This is a genomic window from Streptomyces sp. NPDC101152, assembly GCF_044768275.1.
Taxonomy (GTDB): domain Bacteria; phylum Actinomycetota; class Actinomycetes; order Streptomycetales; family Streptomycetaceae; genus Streptomyces.
Window position 1 is genome coordinate 1 of sequence record NZ_JBIWPO010000083.1, and the last position, 19,778, is coordinate 19,778.

Sequence of the window (19,778 nt, forward strand, 5' to 3'; positions counted from 1 at the left end):
ATCCAGCGCCATCCCGAACTCATTGACGGCTGCCTCACCGAGACCGGACTGACCATCACTTCACACCAACCGAACCCAACCTGAAAAGCTCAGTAGTTCGGCAGGGGGCTGCCGTCAGCGCGGTTGACGACCTGCGGCGCTGGATGAGCCGGGGTCGTGTCGTCCTGCCGGAGATCATGGAGAAACCACCTGGGCGCAGCCCAGTCCGTCCGTGTCCGTTACCGCGCGCTGGACCTCGACCTCGCCGACGCCGTGAACGTGGCACTCGCCGCCGACTACGACACGGACGCGATTCTCACCCTCGACCGACGAGACTTCCGGGCCGTACGCCTGTTGGGCCGTCACAAGGCGTTCCGAGTACTCCCCGACGACCTTCCCCTCTGATCCAGGATCCTCCGCGGTCAAGCCCGCTCCCGCAGGGACTTGAGGACCGCCCACGAGGAGATGCGTGCAGGACGGATGGCCTTCGTCGCCGGGAAACGGCGGGTTGAGGGCTCGTCTCCTGCTCATCCACGTCAACGTCCAAGCCGGCGCCGCGTGGCGAGGGCCAATGGCGAGTGCCACGGAGGCTGAATCCGTCACGACAGGCCGGGGTTACTGACCTTTTCGGATTGCCTTCGGGAGGGCTGCCGCGAGACCCCGTCCGAAGCGCCCGCCGATCTGTCTGGGGGAGATCAAGGCCGGTCGGATCGTGAACCGGCTGCGGGAGCTGCACGAGTTGGGCGGGGACCCAGCGCTCGAGCGGTTCCCGGCTTCGGAGGTGCTCTACCTCGTGCTGGAACACGCGCAGACGTGGGCTGGCAAGTTGAAGCAGCCGAAGGAGAGCCTGGTCAACGTGGTGAGTGAGGCCGCGGTGTTGCGCGCGAAGTTGTGGCAGTACCTGCGCGAGCAGGCCGACGCCGGGCAGCTCAAGGCGATCGAGGACGGTCGGGCCGCCGGCGTGCCCTGGAACCACTTCGCCGAAGCACTGTGCGTGACCTCCAAGCAGGGCGCCTACCAAGAGGCGCGGCGGCTGAAGGCCGAGCAGGTTCGCGAGCCCGGCGAGCGCCGAACCTCCGAGGTCGCTCGTGAACACCAGGATCGCGCAGTGGCCGAAGAGCGGGCCGAACGGGCCCTGCTGCTCGTCCAGGAGCGACGCTTCCCCATCGCCCGGCAAATCGGCCGGCTGCTCCTGGAGGACCGCGACGGCATCGTCCTGGACAGCTGGGCGGCGTACTGGCTCGGCGAGATCACCGAGACCATCGACGACCGCGACGGCCTGGCCAAGCGTGCACGGTTCACCGTGGGTTGAGAGCTTCGTCCGGGCCGTCCACGGTCATGCGCGACGGTGCAATCAGCCCTCCATCACAACCGAGGAGGCCCGCCGGGCTCTGGCTCTGGCCACGGAGTTCACTTTCCAGGAGCGTCCCAAGATCCCCGAGCAGGTCGCACGTTCCCAGTCTGGGAACCCGGCACGACGCGAGCGCCGACGAACGCGCGGCGGCCGGACGGCCCGCTGACCCTCTCGGCCCATTCCGTCACCTCTGGAGCCGCATTTCGTCGGTTCCCCGGGGCGGCCGTAGGGTCCAGGCGCACCGTCCACACCCGCCCCGCGACGACGCGCTCATCCTCCTGCTGCTGCGTGCTGGCCTCCACCGTCATATGCGCATCCTCCGGCATTGCTTGATCTGTTGCCCGTGCCGACTCAACAGGCACCCCCCGGTCACCCTGGCTGGGAACGCTCAGGAACCTCCCGCGCGGTGATCCCCTCTTCCTCATGGGCGGGCACGGTGGGCGTCCCCGTACCGAGCGCTCTGACAGCCGGAGAGGTGACTGCGGTGGTGATCATGGCCACCAGAACCAGCATGGTGAACATATTCTCGGAGATCACCCCCAGATCGAGGCCGACGTTCAGGACGATGAGCTCGGTCAGCCCCCGGCAGTTCAGCAGCGCGCCGAGGACGAGTGACTCCCGCCACGGCATGCCGCTCAGACGTGCGGCGCCCCCGCCGCCGCCCCACTTGCCCACGACGGCCACGAAGAGCACGGCACTGAACCACAACCACTGCTGCGGATCGGAGGCGAGGAGTCCGATGTCCGTGTGAAGACCTGTCGTCACGAAGAACAGCGGGAGCAGCAGGGGTTCGGTGACCGAGCGCAGCCGGGCCGCGGCCCGCTCCACCACGACCGTTCGCCGTGGCACGACGAGGCCGAAGAGGAAGGCGCCGAAGATGGCGTGCACCCCTATGGCGTCGGTCGACCACGCTGACAGACACAGCCCGCTGAACAGCAGAACCAGTACGAGGCCTTCGTGGTTCTCTCCTCCCACGCTGAACCGCCCTAGCCGGCTCGCCCGGGCGAGTGTGGGTCGCACCACCCGCAGCATCACACCGAAGTAGCCCACGAGCAGGGCCAGGGTGGTCAGGAACGCGAGTGGGGTGCCGCCGGTCGCGACCGCGACCATCACGGCGAGGAGACACCAGGCCATGACGTCATTCGCGGCGGCGCAGGTCATGGCCAAGCTGCCTAGCCGAGTGTGGTAGAGCCCGTCGTCGATGAGAATGCGAGCCAGTACCGGGAAGGCCGTGACACTCAGCGCGACGGCAACGAAGAGCACGAACGCGCCCTTGCCGACGCCGTGAGGTGCCAGTGAGCCATACATGGCCAGGGCCAGCAACGACCCCAGCAGCAGGGGCACGAGGATGCTGCACTGGCTGACGACGACGGCAGCGCGCCCGTTTCCCCGGAGGCGGTCCAGGTCCAGTTCCAGGCCGACGAAGAACATGAAGGCGAGCAGCCCCAGCTGCCCGAGCACCTCGATGTGGTCGATGACGCCCTGGGGGAAGAGGTATTCACGGCCCTGTGGCCAGAGCCGGTCAAGGAGTGACGGGCCCAGGAGGATGCCGACGGCGATCTCGCCCACGACGGGCGGCTGCCTGAGACGCCGCAACACCGTGGCCCCGGCACGGCACGCAAGGATCACCACGGGCAACGAGACCAGAAGGCGGGTTATCTGTTCGGCGTTGGACACAGTTTCTCCTCGTGCTCTGAGCCAACCTGGCCCGTTCAGTTCATGGGGGAGAAGATCGCACGCGCCCACACCGGTCGCCCCTCGAGGGCGGGCGCGATGACAGGTACCGGGTGCGGGGTCAACTCGCCTGCGTGGAAGAGTCGGTCCTGGTAGAAGCCGGCCAGGTACGGCGCTCCGGAGGTGCCTCCCGAGCCCATGGAGTCCTTCGGCAGGTAGCGATGAGCGAGGCCGAGGTGCAGCCGACGCCAGGCGTACAGCGTCTCGTCGAGCTCACGCGCCGCGGCCAGCACCTGGGCGGAGTCGTCGCAGTCACGGGGGAGCTCATGCAGGAGGGAGCGCAGGGGGCGGAAGCGGTCGTTGAGGTGGAAGAGCAGGAAGGCGTTCTCGGGGACCCTTTCGAGGGCCTCCACCTTGAGCGGGTGGACGCCGAGAAGGTGCACGTGCAGGGCCTGCGAGGAGGTCATCTGGACCGCGCTCGCGTCTCCGGTCTCCTTGCGGAAGCCCAGGAAGTTCTCCACCGACATGGTCCGGCGCAGCACCCGCATCACGTCCAGCTGCAGGGACGCCAGGGCGGCGGCGCGCTCCAGGCACATCGCGGCCTCCCGCAGCCTTCCCGCCTCCAGCCATGTCTTGGCTCCGAGCGTGCGGGCCAGAATGCCGGACGTCGTCACCTCGGTCAGGTGGATGACCCGGAGGAACGCGTTCTCGTCGTGATGCTGCGTCTGGGGCAGGTTCACCAGGTACTCGAGGGTGTCGCTGCGCCCCGCGTCGCCCACGTAGTGGTGCCAGCGAGCGGGAGGAACAGGGTGCGGCCGCGGCAGTGACGGCCAGTCGGCGGTGTCCTGCCGCAGCCGCGCGAGGCGGTCGAGGCGCTCGCTCATCGCGTCCGGCGTCAGCGGGCGTTGCCACCCCCATGTCGTCTCCGTGCCGTTCGACGAGCGTTGTTCGTACTCCAGCCAGGAACGGACGAGGAACCGCAGCGTCTGTCGGCACCGGTACTCGATGGACGCGTCGCTGGAACCGCGTCGGGTGCCGAGCACCTGATTGAGCAGGCGCACGTTCGCGTAGGGCTGGTAGCGCTTGCCCCGGGGGCCGCTCACCGTGTTCAGCAGGCCCGCGCAGTCCGCGCCGCCCGAGGGATCGGCGAGCTTCCACTCGCTTTGCAGCGCCAGTTCGGCGAAGCGGAGCACGCGCAGCTCCTGACGGTCGAACACGGCATCGGGCTCGTGGAGCGCGTCGCGCAGGTCCAGATACAACTCAGCCATACGGTTGCGCAGTTCGGGATCGAGGTGATGTCTTCCCACCGCGCGTGTCGTGGAGACGTACTCCGCCACGTCGAAGTCAAGTACAGCACGGACAACCGACGGTGCCTTCATGGGGGCTCCAGGAGTAAGAAGGTGGCGTACCAAAGGTCCTGCGGGGGGCTGCCGACCGGCGTCGGCAAGATCGTGCTCGATCCCCTCAGGCCGCGCGCTTCCTAAATGTCACAGAGCAGACTGAGCAACTGGTCGCACTCCAGGGTGACTTGGACCCCTCCGGTGCGAAGCAGCCGACGGGCGTCCTGGCGCGTCGTCGGGGCATCAGCCGTGCCAGAAAGAGTCACCGGAGCGTTCGGGTGCGTCGTGGGAAAGGAGGCCGATCCGGCGGTCGCCAACGGTAGTTCGCTGGACCCGAGCAGTCGGTTCAGACAGGCCGCGGTGTGACGGGCGGCGTCCACCAAGGAGTCGGGGATGCCGAACGTATCCGTGGCGCCCACCGCCAGGAGCTCGGCGACAGCGGGGGTCCGATCGTCGGGCGGTGTGGGCAGTCGATCGTCCGCCGAACGCCGCCACAGCTCGCTGACGATGCCGGCCAGCTCTGGCAGGCGGCGCACCTCACGTGGTGTGTAGAACGTGGTCTGTTGCGGCAAGTACCCCATGTGCAGCAGGGATTGGACCAGTTCGGCCTCGTCGGCGCTTCCGGCGTGTCCGGCTCCGACGGACACGAACACCGATCCGATGCGGGCCTGCTGCCAGTCGAGGGCGGCCGTGACGACGTCAGGTCTCGGATCGCGGTCGGACACGTGGATGAGGACTCGGCGTTCATGCGCAGGTGGTAATAGCCCGTCCCAGACGGAGCGGACCGTGCCGTTGACTTTCATGTGAGGTCGACTCTTTCGACGCGAGGAGCTCCGCCCGCCTCATCGAGCAGTGCCGAGACACCGTGCACCGCTGCTTCGAACCGTTCGGGACTCAGGCCCGGTGCGTCGAAGATCAGGAACAGGAGCCGCTCGGTACCCCGCGTGATGCCGGTCCGGGCGTCGGGTCCCTGGAAGACCGAGGCGAAAATGCCGGCGTCGTCCCGCAGAACAGGCTCGCCGGCACCACACGTCACCGTGGACCGGAAGCCCGCGAACTCGTCGCCCGCCGCGGCGTACTCCACCCGGATCGGGCCGCGTACCGCGTCGAAGTCCTGCACGCCCATCAGCACTCCGTGGGACAACTCGCAGTGCAGCAGCGCACGCACGGGTGCGGGACCACGCAGGGGCCGCCCGTCGGCGACGGCCCGGAGCTGGCCGGCCAGGGGACTGGCATGGCCGTTCCGGGCGAACCAGTCCGAGTAGCACGTCGCGTTCTCGCGGGCGTACTCGGCCGCCTCGGCGAGCTTGCCACGACGGTCCTCGACGGCGAGCTCCAGACGCTTCATGCCGGGGGCGGCCACGACGACCGCCAGTCGATCGAAACCCGTGTGGGCAGGGGGTCTTGGCTGCCGCCCGAGCAGGGTCGGCGCCGAGGGCCCGACGCCAGGCTGGGTCATGGAACATACTCCTCAACAGGCTTGGACGACTTGCTGACTAACGCGAATAAGCCCGCAGGGCGCGCCACAGCAAGGGAAGTCCGTCCGATCCCGGCGCACCCGAGCACTGCACCGCCGACATGCGAGTGGCATACGCCAGCAGCAACTGCGCACCTTACCCTGATGCAACTGGTAGTACACCAGGGGCATCGCGGTCCCGGGCAAACCGCGAAGCGTTTCGGCCAAACTCTGGCGCAATGACAGCGGATGTTGTGCGGCCTGCTCGCCTTTATGTACAGTCCCCGAACTGTACGGCGCACGAGGGATCTGCGTGGCACCGGCAAAGAACCCTCGTCAGGGTTCCGAACGATCTGCCATATCTGCGCCGTGGCGAACCTTGATCAGGACGCAGTCGTGCTGAATGGGGGAGTTGATGCCCGGATTGGGTTCGGCATCGGCTGGAGTTTCCGTTTCTCCGCGCGCCGGTGCGGACCTTATGAGTGGTTTCCCCACCGGTGTTGCCGTGATCACCACCCGCTGTCCTGCGACAGGGCAGCCCTACGGCTTGACCTGCTCCTCCCTCGTCAGTGTCACCTTGGAGCCGCCGACCCTGCTGGTGTCCGTGAAGAGCGGGAGTCCCGTGCTCGACGCGATTCACCGGAGTCGGGTATTCGGCGTCAACCTGCTCCATGAGAAGGGCGAGCGAGCAGCTAGGATATTCTCCACTCCGGTCCCTGATCGCTTCCAGCAAGTGCGCTGGGAACCTTCGGGGATCGCCGGAATTCCATGGCTGGTGGACGACTCCTTCGCCTGGGCGGAATGCGCGCTGACCGAGACCCATGAAGTCGGAGATCACGTTCTGACTCTGGGGCGCGTCACTCGCATAGACGGCACGTTGAAGGGTTCGCCACTGATGTACGGACTGCGCACGTTCGCTTCCTGGCCAGTCCACACAGGCTGAACGATCATTTGCGGGTGCCATGCCCGATCATCCGACTCTTTCATGTCCACTCATTGGCGATGGGAAAGAAAATGGAAGATCACAGGATTCGGAACGTCGTGATCCTCGGCGGCGGGACGGCCGGTTGGATGACCGCCTCGTACCTCGGCAAGGCGCTGCAGGGCACGGCGACCATCACGGTCCTGGAGGCGCCCTCCATACCCAAGATCGGTGTGGGTGAGGCCACCATCCCCCTGCTGCAGAACGCCTTCTTCAACTACCTCGGTATCCCCGAGGACGAGTGGATGCGCGAGTGCAACGCGGCCTTCAAGACGGCCGTGAAATTCATCAACTGGCGCACGCCCGGCCCCGCGCAGGCCGAAGGCCGGCCCCACGAGGGGCGCAGCGACCACTTCTACCATCCGTTCGGGCTTCTCCCGAACCATGACGGCATCCCGCTGTCCCACTACTGGTACCGCAAGTGTGCCCTGGGCGAGACCGACCTCCCGTTCGACTACGCCTGCTTCAAGGAGCCGGCGATGATGGACGCCAAGCGGGCGCCCAGGTGGGCCGACGGCGGCCCTGCCACCCGTTACGCCTGGCACTTCGACGCCCACCTCGTCGCGGACTACCTTCGCCGTTACGCGACCGGCAAGCAGGGCGTCGTCCATGTGCAGGACGAGATGACGGAGGTCCTCAAGGACGAGCGCGGGTTTCTCACCGAACTGCGGACGAAGAACGGACCCTCCCTGCCCGGTGACCTGTTCATCGACTGCTCCGGCTTCCGTGGCCTGCTGATCAACCAGGCCATGGAGGAGCCCTTCATCGACATGAGCGACCACCTGCTGTGCGACAGCGCGGTCGCCACCGCCGTCCCCCACGACGACGAGAAGAACGGCATCGAGCCCTACACCTCGGCCATCGCGATGGAGTCCGGGTGGACGTGGAAGATCCCGCTGCTCGGCCGGTTCGGAAGCGGCTACGTGTTCTCGAGCCAGTTTGCGGACCACGACCGTGCCGCGGAGGACCTGTGCCGCCTGTGGGGGCTGGATCCCGACGCCACCCAGGTCAACCGCATTCGCTTCCGCGTGGGGCGCAACCGCCGTGCGTGGGTGCGCAACTGCGTGAGCGTCGGCCTGGCCTCCTGCTTCCTGGAGCCGCTGGAGTCGACGGGCATCCACTTCACGTACGGAGCCATCTACCAGCTGGTCAAGCACTTCCCCGACCGCCGGTTCGACCAGGCCCTCATCGACGGATTCAACCGCGAGATCGAGTTCATGTTCGACGACACGCGGGACTTCATCCAGGCGCACTTCTACTTCTCGCCGCGCAACGACACCGAGTTCTGGCGCGCGAACAAGGAGCTGAAGCTCACCGACAACATCCTGGAGAAGGTCGAGGCGTACAAGGCCGGTCTGCCCATCAACCAGCCGTACACCACGGCCGACACCTACTACGGCGACCCCGGGGCGGAGTTCCGCAACTTCTGGACCAACGGCAGCTACTACTGCATCTTCGCCGGACTCGGGCTCATGCCCGACCACCCCCTGCCGATCCTCGATCACCGGCCTGAGTCCGTCGCCGGCGCCGAGCAGCTCTTCAGCATGGTCCGCAAGGAGCAGCAACTGCACGCCGAGGGGCTCGGCGACAACTACCGCTACCTGCGGTCCCTCCACGGACTGGAGTAGTACCCGAGATCGTCGAGCGCAGCTCCCATCCGCCCCACGCCACGAAAAGAGGGAAGCACGGCCGTGTACGAATCGCTGGTGCCGGTGACGCACCACTTCTACCCGCTGCAGCGGCACACCGACCCGCAGGTCGCCCCGTTCTCCGACTTCCTGCGGGTGCTCGACAGCCCCAAGCCGGAGGCCACGGACAACCTGCTCTACCTGCACATCCCATACTGCGAGAAGCGGTGCACCTTTTGCCCCTTCCACGTGCGCGTCAAGCGCGACGTCTCCGTGTACGAGCGCTACGTGGGCGCGCTGCTGCGGGAGATCGAGATGCTGGGCCGTCTGCCCTACGTGCAGGGCATGACCTTCCGCGCGGTGTATTTCGGCGGCGGGTCCCCCTCGCTGCTCACGGTCCAGCAGATCAAGCGCCTGTACGACGCGCTGCGCCGCAACTTCGCCATCGAACCCGACGCCGAGTGGACCTTCGAAGGGGAGCCGGCCGGGCTGTGCAACCCGGAGCTGCTCGAGTTCCTCGCCTCGCAGGGCACCAAGCGGCTCAGCTACGGCATCCAGACGTTCGACGAGCCGCTGCGGATGACGATGAACATCGCCGCTACGGTCCAGGATGCCCTCACGGCCAACGAGCGTGCGAAGGAGCTCGGCTTCGAGGACATCAATGTCGACATGATGTACTACATGCCCGGCCAGACACTGGCCGCGGTGGAGCGCGACCTGAAGGAACTCGGCAACTGCGGGTTCGACAGCGTCGACTACTACTACATGTCCTACTACGCCATGCCGAAGAGCACGTTCCTCGGCATGGAGAAGGGCACGTACCCGCGCAGGCCGCCCGCAGAAATGCGGCCCCAAATGGGGCAGCTCGTGCAGCGCCGTATGAAAGAACTCGGCTATCACCACGTCACCGACCACGTGTACGCCAAGAAGCCCCAGGGCTCCGAGTACTACCGCCTGCTGTGGGGCGGCGGGTTCGGTGAGCACCGTGCCGAGACCCTGGCCGTCGGCGCCTCGGCCCGCGGCTACCTGAACGGCTACAGCTACGCCAACACGCTCGCCCCCGACCCCTACGTGGAGCAGATCGAGGAGGGCAAGCTGCCGGTCAACAAGGTGTCGGCGCTCCTTGAGGACCCCCGCAACCGGGGCATGGTGTTCTTCCCCAAGTTCTTCCGCACGCCGCTGGACCGCATCCCCGACGACGCGCGGACCCGGGTCTTCCTCGACAACCTCGTGGAGCAGGGGTACGCATGCATCGGTGACGGCGAGCTGCGGCTCACGGACAAGGGCAAGGAGTGGATCCCGAACATCACGGTGGACCTCTTCGAGGACCCGCAACGGGAGATCCACGATAGTTGGGTCGAGGAACTCGAGTCGCACTATTCGAATCGCGTCACCCTGTGACCTCCGTCGCGTGAACGGAAAGTGGAGTATGGCCAGGCGAATCATGGTGGTCGGTGTCCCGTGGAGCAGCCACGAGCTCGTGCCGGCGGCGCGTGACGCCGAGCGGTTGGGTGCTCGGCTGCATGTGGTCGACACCGCGGACACACTGAGCTCCCTCGGTGACGACCCGTCGTACGAGCGCATCCCGGTCCCCGTGCTCGACGAGTCCGAACTCGTCGCGGCAGCGGACAGGATCGGGCCCGACTGCATCGTGTCGATCACCGAGCTGAACATGCAGCTCGCTGCCGGGGTTCGCATGGCCGTAGGCCATCCCGGCACGGCAGCCGACACCGAGCTGACCGTCGCCGACAAGTTCCGCACCCGAGCCGTGCTGCAGAAGCACGGGTTGACCCAGGTCGACCACTGGGAGACGACGCTCGACGAGGTCGCCGACCTCGTCGCGGCCGTCGACCTGCCGGTCGTCGTCAAGCCCCGTCAACTGACGGGAAGTGCCGGCGTCCGGCTGGTCGCCTCACCCGCGGACGTGGAGCGGCTGACCGAGCAGTACCAGCGCGAGACGGCACAGCGCTTCGACCGTCACCGGCTGCTCGTCGAAAGCTACGTACCCGGCGTCGAGATCAGCGTCGAGGGCCTAGTCGTCGACGGCGAACTGCACGTGTTCGCGCTGACCGACAAGGTGAACACCGGATCCCCCCACTACGTGGAGGTGGGTCACCTCATGCCCAGCGCGTACAGCGCGCAGTGGGAGCCGCGGGTACGCGACTACCTGCAACGCTGCGTCACGGCGCTCGGCGTCGTGACCTCTCCGGTGCACGCCGAACTGAAAGTGACCGACGACGCCGTCGAACTCATCGAGTTGCACACCCGTTACGGCGGCGACGACATCGTGCGGCTGCTGGAGAAGAGCTGCGACGTACGGCCCTTCGAGGCCTACTTCGCCGCGATGCTCAACGGGACACGGCCCGCGTCGAGTGATCAGGGCCATGACGCCTTCTGGGGCGTCGGATTCTTCAGCGCTCCCGTCGGATCGCCCTTCCGCTGGGCCTCGTACGACTTCCCGCACCCCGAGGCAGTCGTACAACTGGAGGTGGACGCGACCGCCGAACCCAAACTGCGCGCTTACGAGGGCGTGAGCCTGATGTACTGGCGCGCCGGGCGGGCCCTTTTCTCCGCCCCCGATCACCGTGCGGTGCAGGAGAACATCGACTTCCTGCTGGCGCAGTCGCCGCGAGCCGAGGAAGCGGGTGCCAGGGGGGCGTCCGCCACATGAGGAGCAACGAACCGGCTCTGCTGGTCCCGGATGCCGCCTGGGACGCGTCGTTCATCCAGCTCAGCGCCGCGCTGCCCGCACGCTTTGCAGCGCACCACGAGGGATACCGTCGCATCAGGCCCGCGCTCGCGCCCCTGGTCGTCTCCTCCGCCGCGGCACGAGTCATGTGGGACACGACACGCACCTGCATGGCACGGCTCCGGGCCCGGGCGTCCCGTGCTCTCGCCGACGGCTCCGGCAGCACGCTCGACGGCCTGGGATATCCCACGGACGAGGCGTCATGGCTGGCCTCGATGCACACGCCCGCGTCACTGGACATCGCCGCATCCTTCGCGCGCGCCGACTTCGTCCTAGGCCCTGACGGGCCGCGCCTGGTCGAGATGAACGTGGGCCCGACGGTCGGCGGTATCGGCATCCTCGACCGGTACGCCGAGGTCGTGGACGAACTGCCGGGCGCCGCCGCTCTGTTCTGCTCGGCGTCCCCCGACATGCGTCTGCCCAGGCCGGCCGTGCCATGGGGGAGCCACCTCCGGCGCCTCGCCGACGTGCCGCCGGGCGGGCCACGCCCCCGGATCGTCCTGGCCGTCACCGACGAAGAGGCCGACATCCCCATCCCCCATGACGCCGCGCACTACCTGACCGCCCAAGGCTTCGACGCGACGGTGGCCCGCACCTCGGACATCTCCTTCGAGGGTTCCCGCGCCGAGGCCGGCGGACGACGCGCCGACCTCGTCTACGGCTGCTTCACCTACGACGAGGTCATCACGCCCCGCTACCGGGCATTCGTCGACGCGGCCCTGGCATGCCACGCACGCGGCGGACCCGCCTATGTGGCACCGCCCGTCTTCAGCCTGCTCGGCAACAAGGCGATGCTGGCGATGGAGGACGGCGAGCACGCGCCCGACGGGCCCGGGGGAGTGGCGGCCACCCGGCTGGTCACCCCGGATGCCGTGTCCTGGGCGCGCGCCGAACGCGAGCGACTCGTGCTCAAGCCCGCGATCGGCTACGGAGGCAAGGGCGTGGTCATCGGACGGGCCGTGCCGGCCGACGTGTGGGACGAACGACTCGGTGCCGCGCTTGCCCGTCCGCACGTCCTGCAGGACCACGTGGCTCCCAGCAGCCTCGATCTTCCCGTCCCCGACGGACGCGCGCCCTTCGAAGTGGGCATCGGCTGCCTCTACGTGGACGGTCACTTCGCGGGGTTCCTCGCCCGCGGCGTACCCGCCGGAACCGGTGGGGTCGCCAACGTCCACCAGGGCGCCTTCTTCGCGCCCGCGGCCTGTGAACGGCTCGACGAACACACCCCTGCCGGACTCGCGGTGTCTGGAAGCGAAGGACTATGACGGTTCGAAGCACACGGGTCCTCGTGCTGTACTCCTCTGCCGCACCGAGGCTGCTGCGTTCCCTGCTGGCTGCGGCGGACGAGGTCGTCCTGCTCGTCCCCACCGCCCCGGACATGAAGCCGACAGCGCCGCCGGCCCTTGCCGACCGAGTCGTGGTGCACACCTACGGCAGCCCCTTCGAGGCCGTGACGCTCGCGCAGAAGCTGCATCAGGACGCCCCCCTGGACGCGGCCTTCTCCGTGTGGGAGGGCGCGGTGGAGACCGCCGCTCTCATCACCGAGGTTCTGGGCCTGCCCGGCTGCACACCGGAGGCCGCGCGCGCCGCTCGGGACAAGTCGCTCGCCTCCGCCCGCTTCCGGCACGCAGGCGTGCCCCACCCCCGCAGCTGGACCTTCGACGCCGCGGATCCGGACGCCGGCGCGGAGGTGCTGGAGCAGTGCGGCGACGGCCGGATGGTGGTGAAGATCCCGCGGTCCACCAACAGCCAGTCGGTCATGCTCGTCCGCACGCGAACCGAACTCGAAGCGGCCATGACCGTCATCCGTCAGCTCTACCGCGCCGAAGCGTCGGACAACAGGCTCGCCGGCCTCTACGCACCCACGGACGACACGGCGACGGTCCTCGCCCAGGAGTACGTCAGCGGTGCCGAACTCAACATCGACCTGCTGCTGTCCGAGCACGGTCACGCGGTCCTCGGCGTCTTCGAGAAGCACCCGGCCGCCGGTCCCACCTTCGGCGAGGTGCACAGCGTCCATCCCGTCTCCCTTGCACCCGCCGACGTCTCCCGGGCCGTCGATGTCGCGGTGCAAGCCGCGCGGGCCCTGGGCGCGACCAGAGGAGCGGCGCACATGGAACTCCGTGTCGGGGACCGCGGGCCGGTGGTGATCGAAGGCGCGCTGCGACCCGGGGGGTTCCTCACGCCTCTCGCCGTGGAGCGTCTGACGGGCGTGGATCCGCTGACTGCCCTGGTACGGCTCATGGTCGAGGGAACCCTGCCCGATGTACCCTCGGCAGCCGCCGACCGGGCCTGCCTGTACGGCGCGGTCAACGTGGAACGCCCGGGCCGAGTCGTCGGCATCACGGGCGAGGAAGCGGCTCGTGAACTGCCCGGAGTGCTCCTCCTGGACGTCATCAAGAAGCCGGGAGACATCCTCGTCACGCTTCCGGAGGGCACCGACTACCACATCGCGGCCTTCCTCGTGGAGGGTGAGAGCCGGTCCGGTGTGGAGGCCACCGCCGAGCGGATCAGGGCCGTTCTCAAGGCGGAACTGGAGGAGGTCGTATGACGTACCTAGCGCTCGTGGGGGTGCCCCGCACGTCGTACACGCTGCACGAAGCGGTGGTGCAGGCACGGTTGCGCGGCCTTGACGTCGTACTCGTCGACCGGGCGGAGGGCCTCGGTGTCGTTCCCGGCACGCTTCCGGTGTCCCGGCTGATCGAGGTCTCCGACATGACGCCGGACGACGTGACGGACGCGGCGGCCACGGTGTCTCCGGAGCATCTTCTGTCCTTCTCGGAGCTGCATCTCGCGCTCGCCGCGCGGGTCCGGGAACGACTGGGCCTGCCAGGTGAGCCGAGCGCGGTGGAGGACCTGATACGGGACAAGGGCGCCACCCGGCAAAGACTGGTCGACCACGGGCTGTCCACCGTGCGGTCCGCCCTGACCACGCTGGCGGACCTGCCCCGTACTGCGGCCACCTTCCCTGTCCCGTTTGTCGTGAAGCCCGTCGACATGACCGGCAGCATCGGCGTACGTGCCGTACGGGATCACGCGGAGGTGGCGTCCTACGCGGACCTCTTCGACGATCCGCGTGCGGAACAGGACCGCGGGCGTCGCCTCCTGCTGGAGGAGTTCATCGCCGGAACCGAGTACAGCGTGGAGGGCATCTGCCTGGCGGGGACCTTCCATCTGCTCGCCGTGACGCAGAAGAAGACGAGCGGCTTTCCCTCCTTCTACGAGACCGGGCACGTGCTGCCCGCCCGCGCACAGCGGGACGATCCCCGCTTCTCGTCCTACCTCCAGGACGTCGTGGGCGCCCTCGGTATCGGCACCGCCCCGATCCACGCCGAGGTGAAGGTGACGAGCGAGGCCATCGACCTCATCGAGATCCACACGCGCTTCGGCGGCGACCTCATCCCCCTCCTCATGGAACGGGCCCTGGACATCGCGGTGTTCGGCCAGTTTTACGACGCCCTGCTGTCGGGGGAAGTGCCCCGGACACCAGTGGCCCCGCACCGGATCGCAGGGGTGCGATTCCTCGGCCGGACCGCCGACGGCATGGGACAACGTCTGCCCGCCCTGCCTGCTGGCGTCCAGGCGGAGGTCGTCCTCACCGGACCTGACAGCCGAGAGCCCGACGCGCTCGACAACATCAGACTTCCCCACCGGCGCCACGGACACGTCCTGTTCACGGCACCGGATCACGGGTCCGCGGAGAAGTTCCTCATAGAAGACGATTGGCAGGCAAGTCGGTGATTCTTGAACTCGTGACGTTCCGCACCCACGACGGGGTGGGCGAGCCGCAATTCGACGAGGCCGTCCGGTCCGTGGGCGACTTCCTGGCGGAACAGCCCGGCTTCCTGTCCCGGCAGGTGCTGACCGTCGACACCGACGGCAGCCGCGTCGATCTGGTGTGGTGGAAGGACCTGGCCGCTGCCCTGGCCGCCGCCGAATCCATCCGGACGGATCCGCGAGCGGCTTCCTTCATGGCTTGCCTCGATCCGGATTCGGTCCGGGTCTCCCATGCCCGGCTCACACACGCCCGGCCGGAACAGCTCCCTTGGTGACGAAACCGATGGCCGACCGTCCGAGCAGCGCACCGTCCGGACGTGTCGCCGGCTTCCTGCGCGCCCACTTCGGAGGACTGCCGCACATCTACTGGGTGGTCTGGTCCGGCATTCTCGTCAGCCGGGCCGGGACCATGGTGGTCCCGTTCCTCACCCTCTACCTCACCGACCAGCGCGCCATGTCGGTGACCTGGGCAGGCGCCGTCGTCACTGCGCTCGGCCTCGGCAATACTTGCTCCCAGTTGGTCGGGGGGTTCCTCAGCGACCTGTGGGGACGCCGGGCGACCTTCGCTACCGGCCCGGTCGCCGCGGGGGCCGCCCTGTTGGCTCTCGGCTACGTCCGTGGCCTTGCGCCCATGCTCGCCACGGCCTTCCTCGCGGGCATGTGCCTCCAGCTCTACCAGCCCGCCTCGGGGGCGATCGTCGCCGACGCCGTGAAGCAGGAGGACCGGCCCCGCGCCTACGGCCTTCTGTACTGGGCGGTCAACGTCGGGTTCTCCGTCGCCTCCGTCCTCGGTGGCGTGCTGGCGCAGCGCGGCTTCATGTGGCTCTTCTGGATCGACGCCGTCACCTGCGTGCTGTTCGGCCTGCTCGTCTGGTGGCGGCTGCCTGCCGATGACCCACGTCCCGCGCAGAGCGCGCGACAGCCCTCGGGCAGCTATCGGGAGGTACTGCGGGACCGCGTCATGGTCGCCTACGTCCTGCTGCTCCTGCTGCACGCGTCCGTACAGTTCCAGGTCAGCTCCACCCTGCCGCTCGCCATGGTGGACAGCGGACTGACCTCTGCCGACTACGGGTTCGCCGTCGCCGTCAACGGCGTGCTCGTGGTCGTCGTACAGCCCCTGCTCATCAAGTGGCTCAGCCAGAAGGACCACAGTGCTGTCATCGCCTGCGGTGTCCTGCTGATGGGCACCGGGTTCGGTCTGGGCGCCTACATGTCCAGCCTCGCCGGCTACGCGGTCACGGTGGTCATCTGGACGGCTGGTGAGATCACCATCGCGGCCGTCGTGCAGACCATCGTCGCCGATCTCTCACCGGAGCATCTGCGCGGACGCTACAACGGGCTCTTCGGCGCGGCCTACGCGCTGGCCGCCGTGGTCGCCCCGGCCGCAGGTACTCAGCTGTACGCCCACGCGGGGCCCACGGTGCTGTGGGCGACCTGCTTCGGCGTCTGTGCTGTGGTGGCCGCCGGGCAGTGGGGACTCGGGCGAGCCATCCGTGAGCGCAGTGCACCCGCAAGCAGACGACGCGACCCGTGTGAAGGAGCCGCTCGACCATGACTGACAACGCAGCGGGCAGAGAGGACAGGGGACTCGACCGGTCGCTCGGCAGCCGCCAAATCATCATGCTGGCCGTCGGCGGCGCCTTGGGCACCGGCCTCTTGCTCGGCTCGTCACTGGCCATGTCGATGGCCGGTCCGTCGGTGACGGTCCTGTACCTCGTCGGAGCGCTGTGCGCTATCGCCCTGGCCTACGCGCTGGCCGAGATGACCTCCGCGCACCCGGAGGCTTCGGCTGGCTCGCCGACCGGTACCTCGGACCGCTGGTCGGCTACGTGCAGAGATGGTGCTACTGGGGTTGCCTGGTCGTCACCGTCGGCGGCGAGATCGTGGCGGCCGGCATCTACCTCCGTTTCTGGTGGCCGGATCTTCCCCTGTGGGTACCAGTGGTGGTCTTCACCCTGTTCATCACCATCGTGAACTGTGCGCGGTGTCCGTGTTCGGTGAGGTCGAGTACTGGTTCGCCCTCATCAAGGTGCTGGCCGTCGTCCTGTTCATCGGCTTCGGCGTGACCTTCGTCTTCTTCGGCGCGGGCGAGCATCCCGCGGCGGGTCTGGGGGGCTGGACGGAGCACGGCGGCTTCGCCCCGAACGGCCTCAAGGGGATGCTGCTTGCCCTGACGGTCAATACGCTCGCCTACGGCGGCACCGAAGCCGTGGCCATGACGGCGGCCGAATCCAAGGACCCCGGCCGGGACGTGCCCCGAGCAGCGCGAGGGGCCGTGTTGCGGCTGTTGCTGTTCTACGTCCTGGAGACCGCCGTGATCGTGTCGATCATGCCCTGGACCGAGGCCGTGCAGGTCTCCTGTGTGCAGCAGAGCCCCTTCGTCCGTCTCTTCAGCCTCGTCGGCGTCCCCGCGGCCGCCGACATCATGAACACCGTGGTGCTGACGGCCGCGTTGTCCGCAGCCAACATCAACCTGTACGTGGCCTCCCGGATGATGCACTCCGTGTCGCTGAGTGGCTACGCGCCCCGCGCTCTCGGGCGCATCAGCGACCGCAGGATCCCTCTGCCCGCCGTGCTGGCGTCCGCGGTGGGGCTGATAGCCGCCTCTGTCGTGTCCGTCGTGTCGCCGGACACCGCGTTTCCCGTGCTTCTCGGCGCGGCCGGCCCTGTTCACCGGCATGGTGACCTGGCTGCTCATCTTCGCCACACACCTCGCCTTCAGGCGGGCGGGATCCGTGGATCCGGCGCTGAGACCCACGGTTCGGCTGCCGGGGGCACCGTTCACGACGGCGCTGGCCATGGCCTTCACCCTTCTCGTCCTGGTGCTGACCGGTTTCGTGGACGCCTTCTCCCTGGCCTGGCAGGCGGGCGTGCCCTTCATCGCCGTGGTGGCGCTGTCCTATGTGCTGGTGACGCGCCGTCGGCAACGTACGCAGGTCACCGGACGCCCGGCCCGGACGGCCGGCCCCGCTGCTGGTGCGACGTCGGGTCGACCGTGATCACTGGTCGGGCCGGGCGTGTGCGATCAGGCTCGGGTGACGGGCCTGTAGCTCCGTCACGCAGTCGTCGCGGTTCTCGGGGCACTCCACGGCTCGTCCTCGGCCAGCCAGCCCCGCTCCACCAGCCGTTTCAGCTTCGAACGGAACCCCTCCACCTTGTACGGTGAGCGGTGTAACTTCCGAGTTGGAAGCGACGGTGACGAGACGGGTGAGCGTGCCCCGCAGGAGCCGGGTGCTCTACTTGAACCAGTACCGGACGCCTCGGTGGTGTGAGCAGGTGCCCTGCGCGTGCCGAGAGTACGAGAGGGAGGCGTCCTTGCATTTCGCCGTCTCGTATTTGTCGTTCGGCTTCTGGTGGTGAGTCCAGCCGCACAGTCCGGTGGTGTGGTGGATGCAGTGGTGGGCCGTGTTGGTCGACGGCAGTGGTGTCGCCGCGGATGCGGCCGGCGCGCTGAAGAAGACGCCCGCCAGGGCGACGGCGACAGCTGAGGCGGCAAGTCGTGTACGCAAAGGAATCCCCCTGAAGCGACGAAGTGCAGCGGGAGTTTATTGCGGTTTTAACGGCTTGCTGGCCGGTACGGGGGATTCGGCGGCTCGCCCGTGATCACCGCCGCCTACAGGGTCCGGCTGAAGGGCTCAAGGATCCACTCGTAGTACTGCAACGGTGCTTGCCGCGGAACCTGTCAAAGCGATCAAGGCAGGTAGATCTCCATACCCGGTTGGGGCCCTCGGCGACCAGCTCGGGAACGGTCCGGGGCGGGTGGACGGCCTGGCGGCGGCGTTCACGGACCTCTCCGTGCCGTCGCAGGAGCCGGTACATCGTCGACTCCGAGCACAGGTAGACACCCCGGTCCAGGAGCACCGCGTAGATCTCGGCGGGCGCCATGTCGGCGAACTCCGGGGAATGGAGCACGTCGAGGACCCGTATCTCCTCCTCGGGTGTGAGAGCGCGGGCGTGTCGGCGCCGTTCCCCCCGCGGCTTGAGCGGGGCGGGGCTTCGGCGGTGTTGGCGGTAGTAGGTGGCACGGCTCACGCCGAGAGCGGCGCATGCCTGGACGCGTCCGAGCAGCCCGGTGAGCTCTTCAAGGGCCTGGTTGCGGGCGGTGTTGAACGCCACGGCCGCGAGCTGGGCTTCGGTCACTGGTTCTTCTCGCCGTTCCGGGTCGGGGCGCTGTCCGTGGCGAACTGGTCGAGCAGGGCGGAGAGTTTTCCCTGGACCTCGATGACCGTGCGGGCCTTCGCGAGGTCGGCTTCCAGGCGGGCTTTCTCCGCCTTGAGCTTCTCGATCTCCTTGTCCCTGGGATCCGCCTTCGGCCGTCCAGCCGACGCGGCGAGCGCGTCCAGGGCACCCTTGTCCCGCTGCTGCCGCCACGTCGTAATCAGCGACGAGTACAGGCCCTCCCACCGCAGCAGAGCGCCCTTACCCTTCTTGTCCAACGTCTCGTACTCCGCGAGGATCCTCGCCTTGTACTCCGCGGTATACCGGCGCGGACCGGTCGAACGGGCTTCTACCTGCGGATCAGGGGTCCCGTGGTCATTCGTGCTGGCCACCCGGGCACTACTCCTTCTCCGCCCTCGACTCAATGAATTATCCACTATGCCTGACTCGATCTACTTTGACAGAGAGGGTGCCCTCGGGGCCGCCTCGGCCGCGGGAGATCTCGCGGTAGACGGTGGAGCGGTGCTTGCCGATTTCCTCGGCGATCACCGCAGCCGTACGGCCGGCACGCAGGCCCTCGGCGATTGCGATGCGGTCGTTCTGGGTGAGGTATCGGTCGTCGACCGGTCTGTCGGGCAAGAGCATGCGTCCAGCCTTGATGAACCACAGCGAGCCCGCACT

At 68.0% G+C, this 19,778-nt stretch carries 18 protein-coding genes and 2 pseudogenes; 12 read left to right on the forward strand and 8 right to left on the reverse strand.

Annotated elements, in window-relative coordinates; all coding sequences use genetic code 11:
* Positions 1-107: 107 nt before the first annotated feature.
* Positions 108-384, forward strand: a pseudogene (locus ACIRVK_RS43085) (VapC toxin family PIN domain ribonuclease); the annotation flags it as partial.
* Between the two features lie 307 nt (positions 385-691).
* On the forward strand, positions 692-1,291 hold the full coding sequence (locus ACIRVK_RS43090; protein WP_404257244.1) for a hypothetical protein: 600 nt from the start codon (positions 692-694) through the stop codon (positions 1,289-1,291).
* Positions 1,292-1,702: 411 nt separating this feature from the next.
* On the opposite strand, the gene ACIRVK_RS43095 is transcribed toward ACIRVK_RS43090, so the two are convergent.
* From ACIRVK_RS43095 to ACIRVK_RS43110, 4 genes are all read right to left on the reverse strand, one after another.
* Positions 1,703-3,010, reverse strand: a complete 1,308-nt coding sequence (locus ACIRVK_RS43095; RefSeq protein ID WP_404257245.1) for a cation:proton antiporter — start codon at positions 3,008-3,010, stop codon at positions 1,703-1,705.
* A 35-nt stretch (positions 3,011-3,045) separates the two neighbouring features.
* Positions 3,046-4,386: a hypothetical protein gene (locus ACIRVK_RS43100; protein WP_404257246.1), complete on the reverse strand. Its 1,341-nt coding sequence runs from the start codon at positions 4,384-4,386 to the stop codon at positions 3,046-3,048.
* 101 nt (positions 4,387-4,487) lie between these two features.
* A complete protein-coding gene (locus ACIRVK_RS43105) occupies positions 4,488-5,150 on the reverse strand; it encodes a hypothetical protein (RefSeq protein ID WP_404257247.1) in 663 nt (220 codons plus the stop codon).
* Positions 5,147-5,806 carry a hypothetical protein gene (locus ACIRVK_RS43110; protein WP_404257248.1) on the reverse strand — a complete coding sequence of 220 codons (660 nt, stop codon included), beginning with the start codon at positions 5,804-5,806 and terminating at the stop codon, positions 5,147-5,149. Before ACIRVK_RS43110 ends, ACIRVK_RS43105 begins: the two co-directional genes overlap by 4 nt.
* Before the next feature lie 475 nt (positions 5,807-6,281).
* Between ACIRVK_RS43110 and ACIRVK_RS43115 the strand changes: the two genes are divergently transcribed.
* The 10 genes and pseudogenes from ACIRVK_RS43115 to ACIRVK_RS43160 all read left to right on the forward strand — a co-directional run bounded on the left by ACIRVK_RS43115 (position 6,282) and on the right by ACIRVK_RS43160 (position 18,105).
* Positions 6,282-6,746, forward strand: a complete 465-nt coding sequence (locus ACIRVK_RS43115) for a flavin reductase family protein (protein ID WP_404257250.1) — start codon at positions 6,282-6,284, stop codon at positions 6,744-6,746.
* A 71-nt stretch (positions 6,747-6,817) separates the two neighbouring features.
* Complete coding sequence (locus tag ACIRVK_RS43120) at positions 6,818-8,413, forward strand: tryptophan halogenase family protein (protein WP_404257252.1); 1,596 nt, start codon at positions 6,818-6,820, stop codon at positions 8,411-8,413.
* A 63-nt stretch (positions 8,414-8,476) separates the two neighbouring features.
* Positions 8,477-9,814: a coproporphyrinogen-III oxidase family protein gene (locus ACIRVK_RS43125; RefSeq protein WP_404257254.1), complete on the forward strand. Its 1,338-nt coding sequence runs from the start codon at positions 8,477-8,479 to the stop codon at positions 9,812-9,814.
* A gap of 28 nt (positions 9,815-9,842) precedes the next feature.
* On the forward strand, positions 9,843-11,084 hold the full coding sequence (locus tag ACIRVK_RS43130) for an acetyl-CoA carboxylase biotin carboxylase subunit family protein (RefSeq protein WP_404257256.1): 1,242 nt from the start codon (positions 9,843-9,845) through the stop codon (positions 11,082-11,084).
* Positions 11,081-12,427 (forward strand): hypothetical protein, encoded by a 1,347-nt coding sequence (locus ACIRVK_RS43135; protein WP_404257258.1) that lies wholly within the window; start codon positions 11,081-11,083, stop codon positions 12,425-12,427. The genes ACIRVK_RS43130 and ACIRVK_RS43135 overlap by 4 nt, the downstream gene beginning before the upstream one ends.
* Positions 12,424-13,713 carry an ATP-grasp domain-containing protein gene (locus ACIRVK_RS43140; RefSeq protein WP_404257260.1) on the forward strand — a complete coding sequence of 430 codons (1,290 nt, stop codon included), beginning with the start codon at positions 12,424-12,426 and terminating at the stop codon, positions 13,711-13,713. The genes ACIRVK_RS43135 and ACIRVK_RS43140 overlap by 4 nt, the downstream gene beginning before the upstream one ends.
* The gene (locus ACIRVK_RS43145; RefSeq protein ID WP_404257262.1) at positions 13,710-14,903 is read left to right on the forward strand and encodes an acetyl-CoA carboxylase biotin carboxylase subunit family protein; all 1,194 of its coding nucleotides are present in this window, start codon (positions 13,710-13,712) and stop codon (positions 14,901-14,903) included. Before ACIRVK_RS43140 ends, ACIRVK_RS43145 begins: the two co-directional genes overlap by 4 nt.
* Before the next feature lie 11 nt (positions 14,904-14,914).
* Positions 14,915-15,214 (forward strand): antibiotic biosynthesis monooxygenase family protein, encoded by a 300-nt coding sequence (locus tag ACIRVK_RS43150; RefSeq protein ID WP_404257264.1) that lies wholly within the window; start codon positions 14,915-14,917, stop codon positions 15,212-15,214.
* An 8-nt stretch (positions 15,215-15,222) separates the two neighbouring features.
* A complete protein-coding gene (locus tag ACIRVK_RS43155) occupies positions 15,223-16,494 on the forward strand; it encodes an MDR family MFS transporter (protein WP_404257266.1) in 1,272 nt (423 codons plus the stop codon).
* A 65-nt stretch (positions 16,495-16,559) separates the two neighbouring features.
* A pseudogene (locus ACIRVK_RS43160) lies at positions 16,560-18,105 on the forward strand (amino acid permease).
* A 70-nt stretch (positions 18,106-18,175) separates the two neighbouring features.
* On the opposite strand, the gene ACIRVK_RS43165 reads toward ACIRVK_RS43160, so the two are convergent.
* From ACIRVK_RS43165 to ACIRVK_RS43180, 4 genes are all read right to left on the reverse strand, one after another.
* Positions 18,176-18,448: a DUF3761 domain-containing protein gene (locus ACIRVK_RS43165; RefSeq protein ID WP_404257268.1), complete on the reverse strand. Its 273-nt coding sequence runs from the start codon at positions 18,446-18,448 to the stop codon at positions 18,176-18,178.
* 94 nt (positions 18,449-18,542) lie between these two features.
* Positions 18,543-19,079, reverse strand: a complete 537-nt coding sequence (locus ACIRVK_RS43170) for a hypothetical protein (RefSeq protein WP_404257270.1) — start codon at positions 19,077-19,079, stop codon at positions 18,543-18,545.
* Positions 19,076-19,489, reverse strand: coding sequence for a transposase (locus ACIRVK_RS43175; protein WP_404257272.1), 414 nt, complete (start codon positions 19,487-19,489; stop codon positions 19,076-19,078). Before ACIRVK_RS43175 ends, ACIRVK_RS43170 begins: the two co-directional genes overlap by 4 nt.
* A gap of 37 nt (positions 19,490-19,526) precedes the next feature.
* Positions 19,527-19,778, reverse strand: a 252-nt coding sequence (locus tag ACIRVK_RS43180; RefSeq protein WP_404257274.1) for a helix-turn-helix domain-containing protein, incomplete at its 5' end; no start/stop codon positions are given.

What these genes read in the sequence shown, in the direction of transcription:
- ACIRVK_RS43105 (WP_404257247.1), bottom strand. Translation starts at nt 5,150, where the DNA reads ATGAAAGTCAACGGCACGGTCCGCTCCGTCTGGGACGGGCTATTACCA.
- ACIRVK_RS43115 (WP_404257250.1), top strand. Translation starts at nt 6,282, where the DNA reads ATGAGTGGTTTCCCCACCGGTGTTGCCGTGATCACCACCCGCTGTCCT.
- ACIRVK_RS43110 (WP_404257248.1), bottom strand. Translation starts at nt 5,806, where the DNA reads ATGACCCAGCCTGGCGTCGGGCCCTCGGCGCCGACCCTGCTCGGGCGG.
- ACIRVK_RS43145 (WP_404257262.1), top strand. Translation starts at nt 13,710, where the DNA reads ATGACGTACCTAGCGCTCGTGGGGGTGCCCCGCACGTCGTACACGCTG.
- ACIRVK_RS43135 (WP_404257258.1), top strand. Translation starts at nt 11,081, where the DNA reads ATGAGGAGCAACGAACCGGCTCTGCTGGTCCCGGATGCCGCCTGGGAC.
- ACIRVK_RS43120 (WP_404257252.1), top strand. Translation starts at nt 6,818, where the DNA reads ATGGAAGATCACAGGATTCGGAACGTCGTGATCCTCGGCGGCGGGACG.
- ACIRVK_RS43100 (WP_404257246.1), bottom strand. Translation starts at nt 4,386, where the DNA reads ATGAAGGCACCGTCGGTTGTCCGTGCTGTACTTGACTTCGACGTGGCG.
- ACIRVK_RS43140 (WP_404257260.1), top strand. Translation starts at nt 12,424, where the DNA reads ATGACGGTTCGAAGCACACGGGTCCTCGTGCTGTACTCCTCTGCCGCA.
- ACIRVK_RS43155 (WP_404257266.1), top strand. Translation starts at nt 15,223, where the DNA reads ATGGCCGACCGTCCGAGCAGCGCACCGTCCGGACGTGTCGCCGGCTTC.
- ACIRVK_RS43130 (WP_404257256.1), top strand. Translation starts at nt 9,843, where the DNA reads ATGGCCAGGCGAATCATGGTGGTCGGTGTCCCGTGGAGCAGCCACGAG.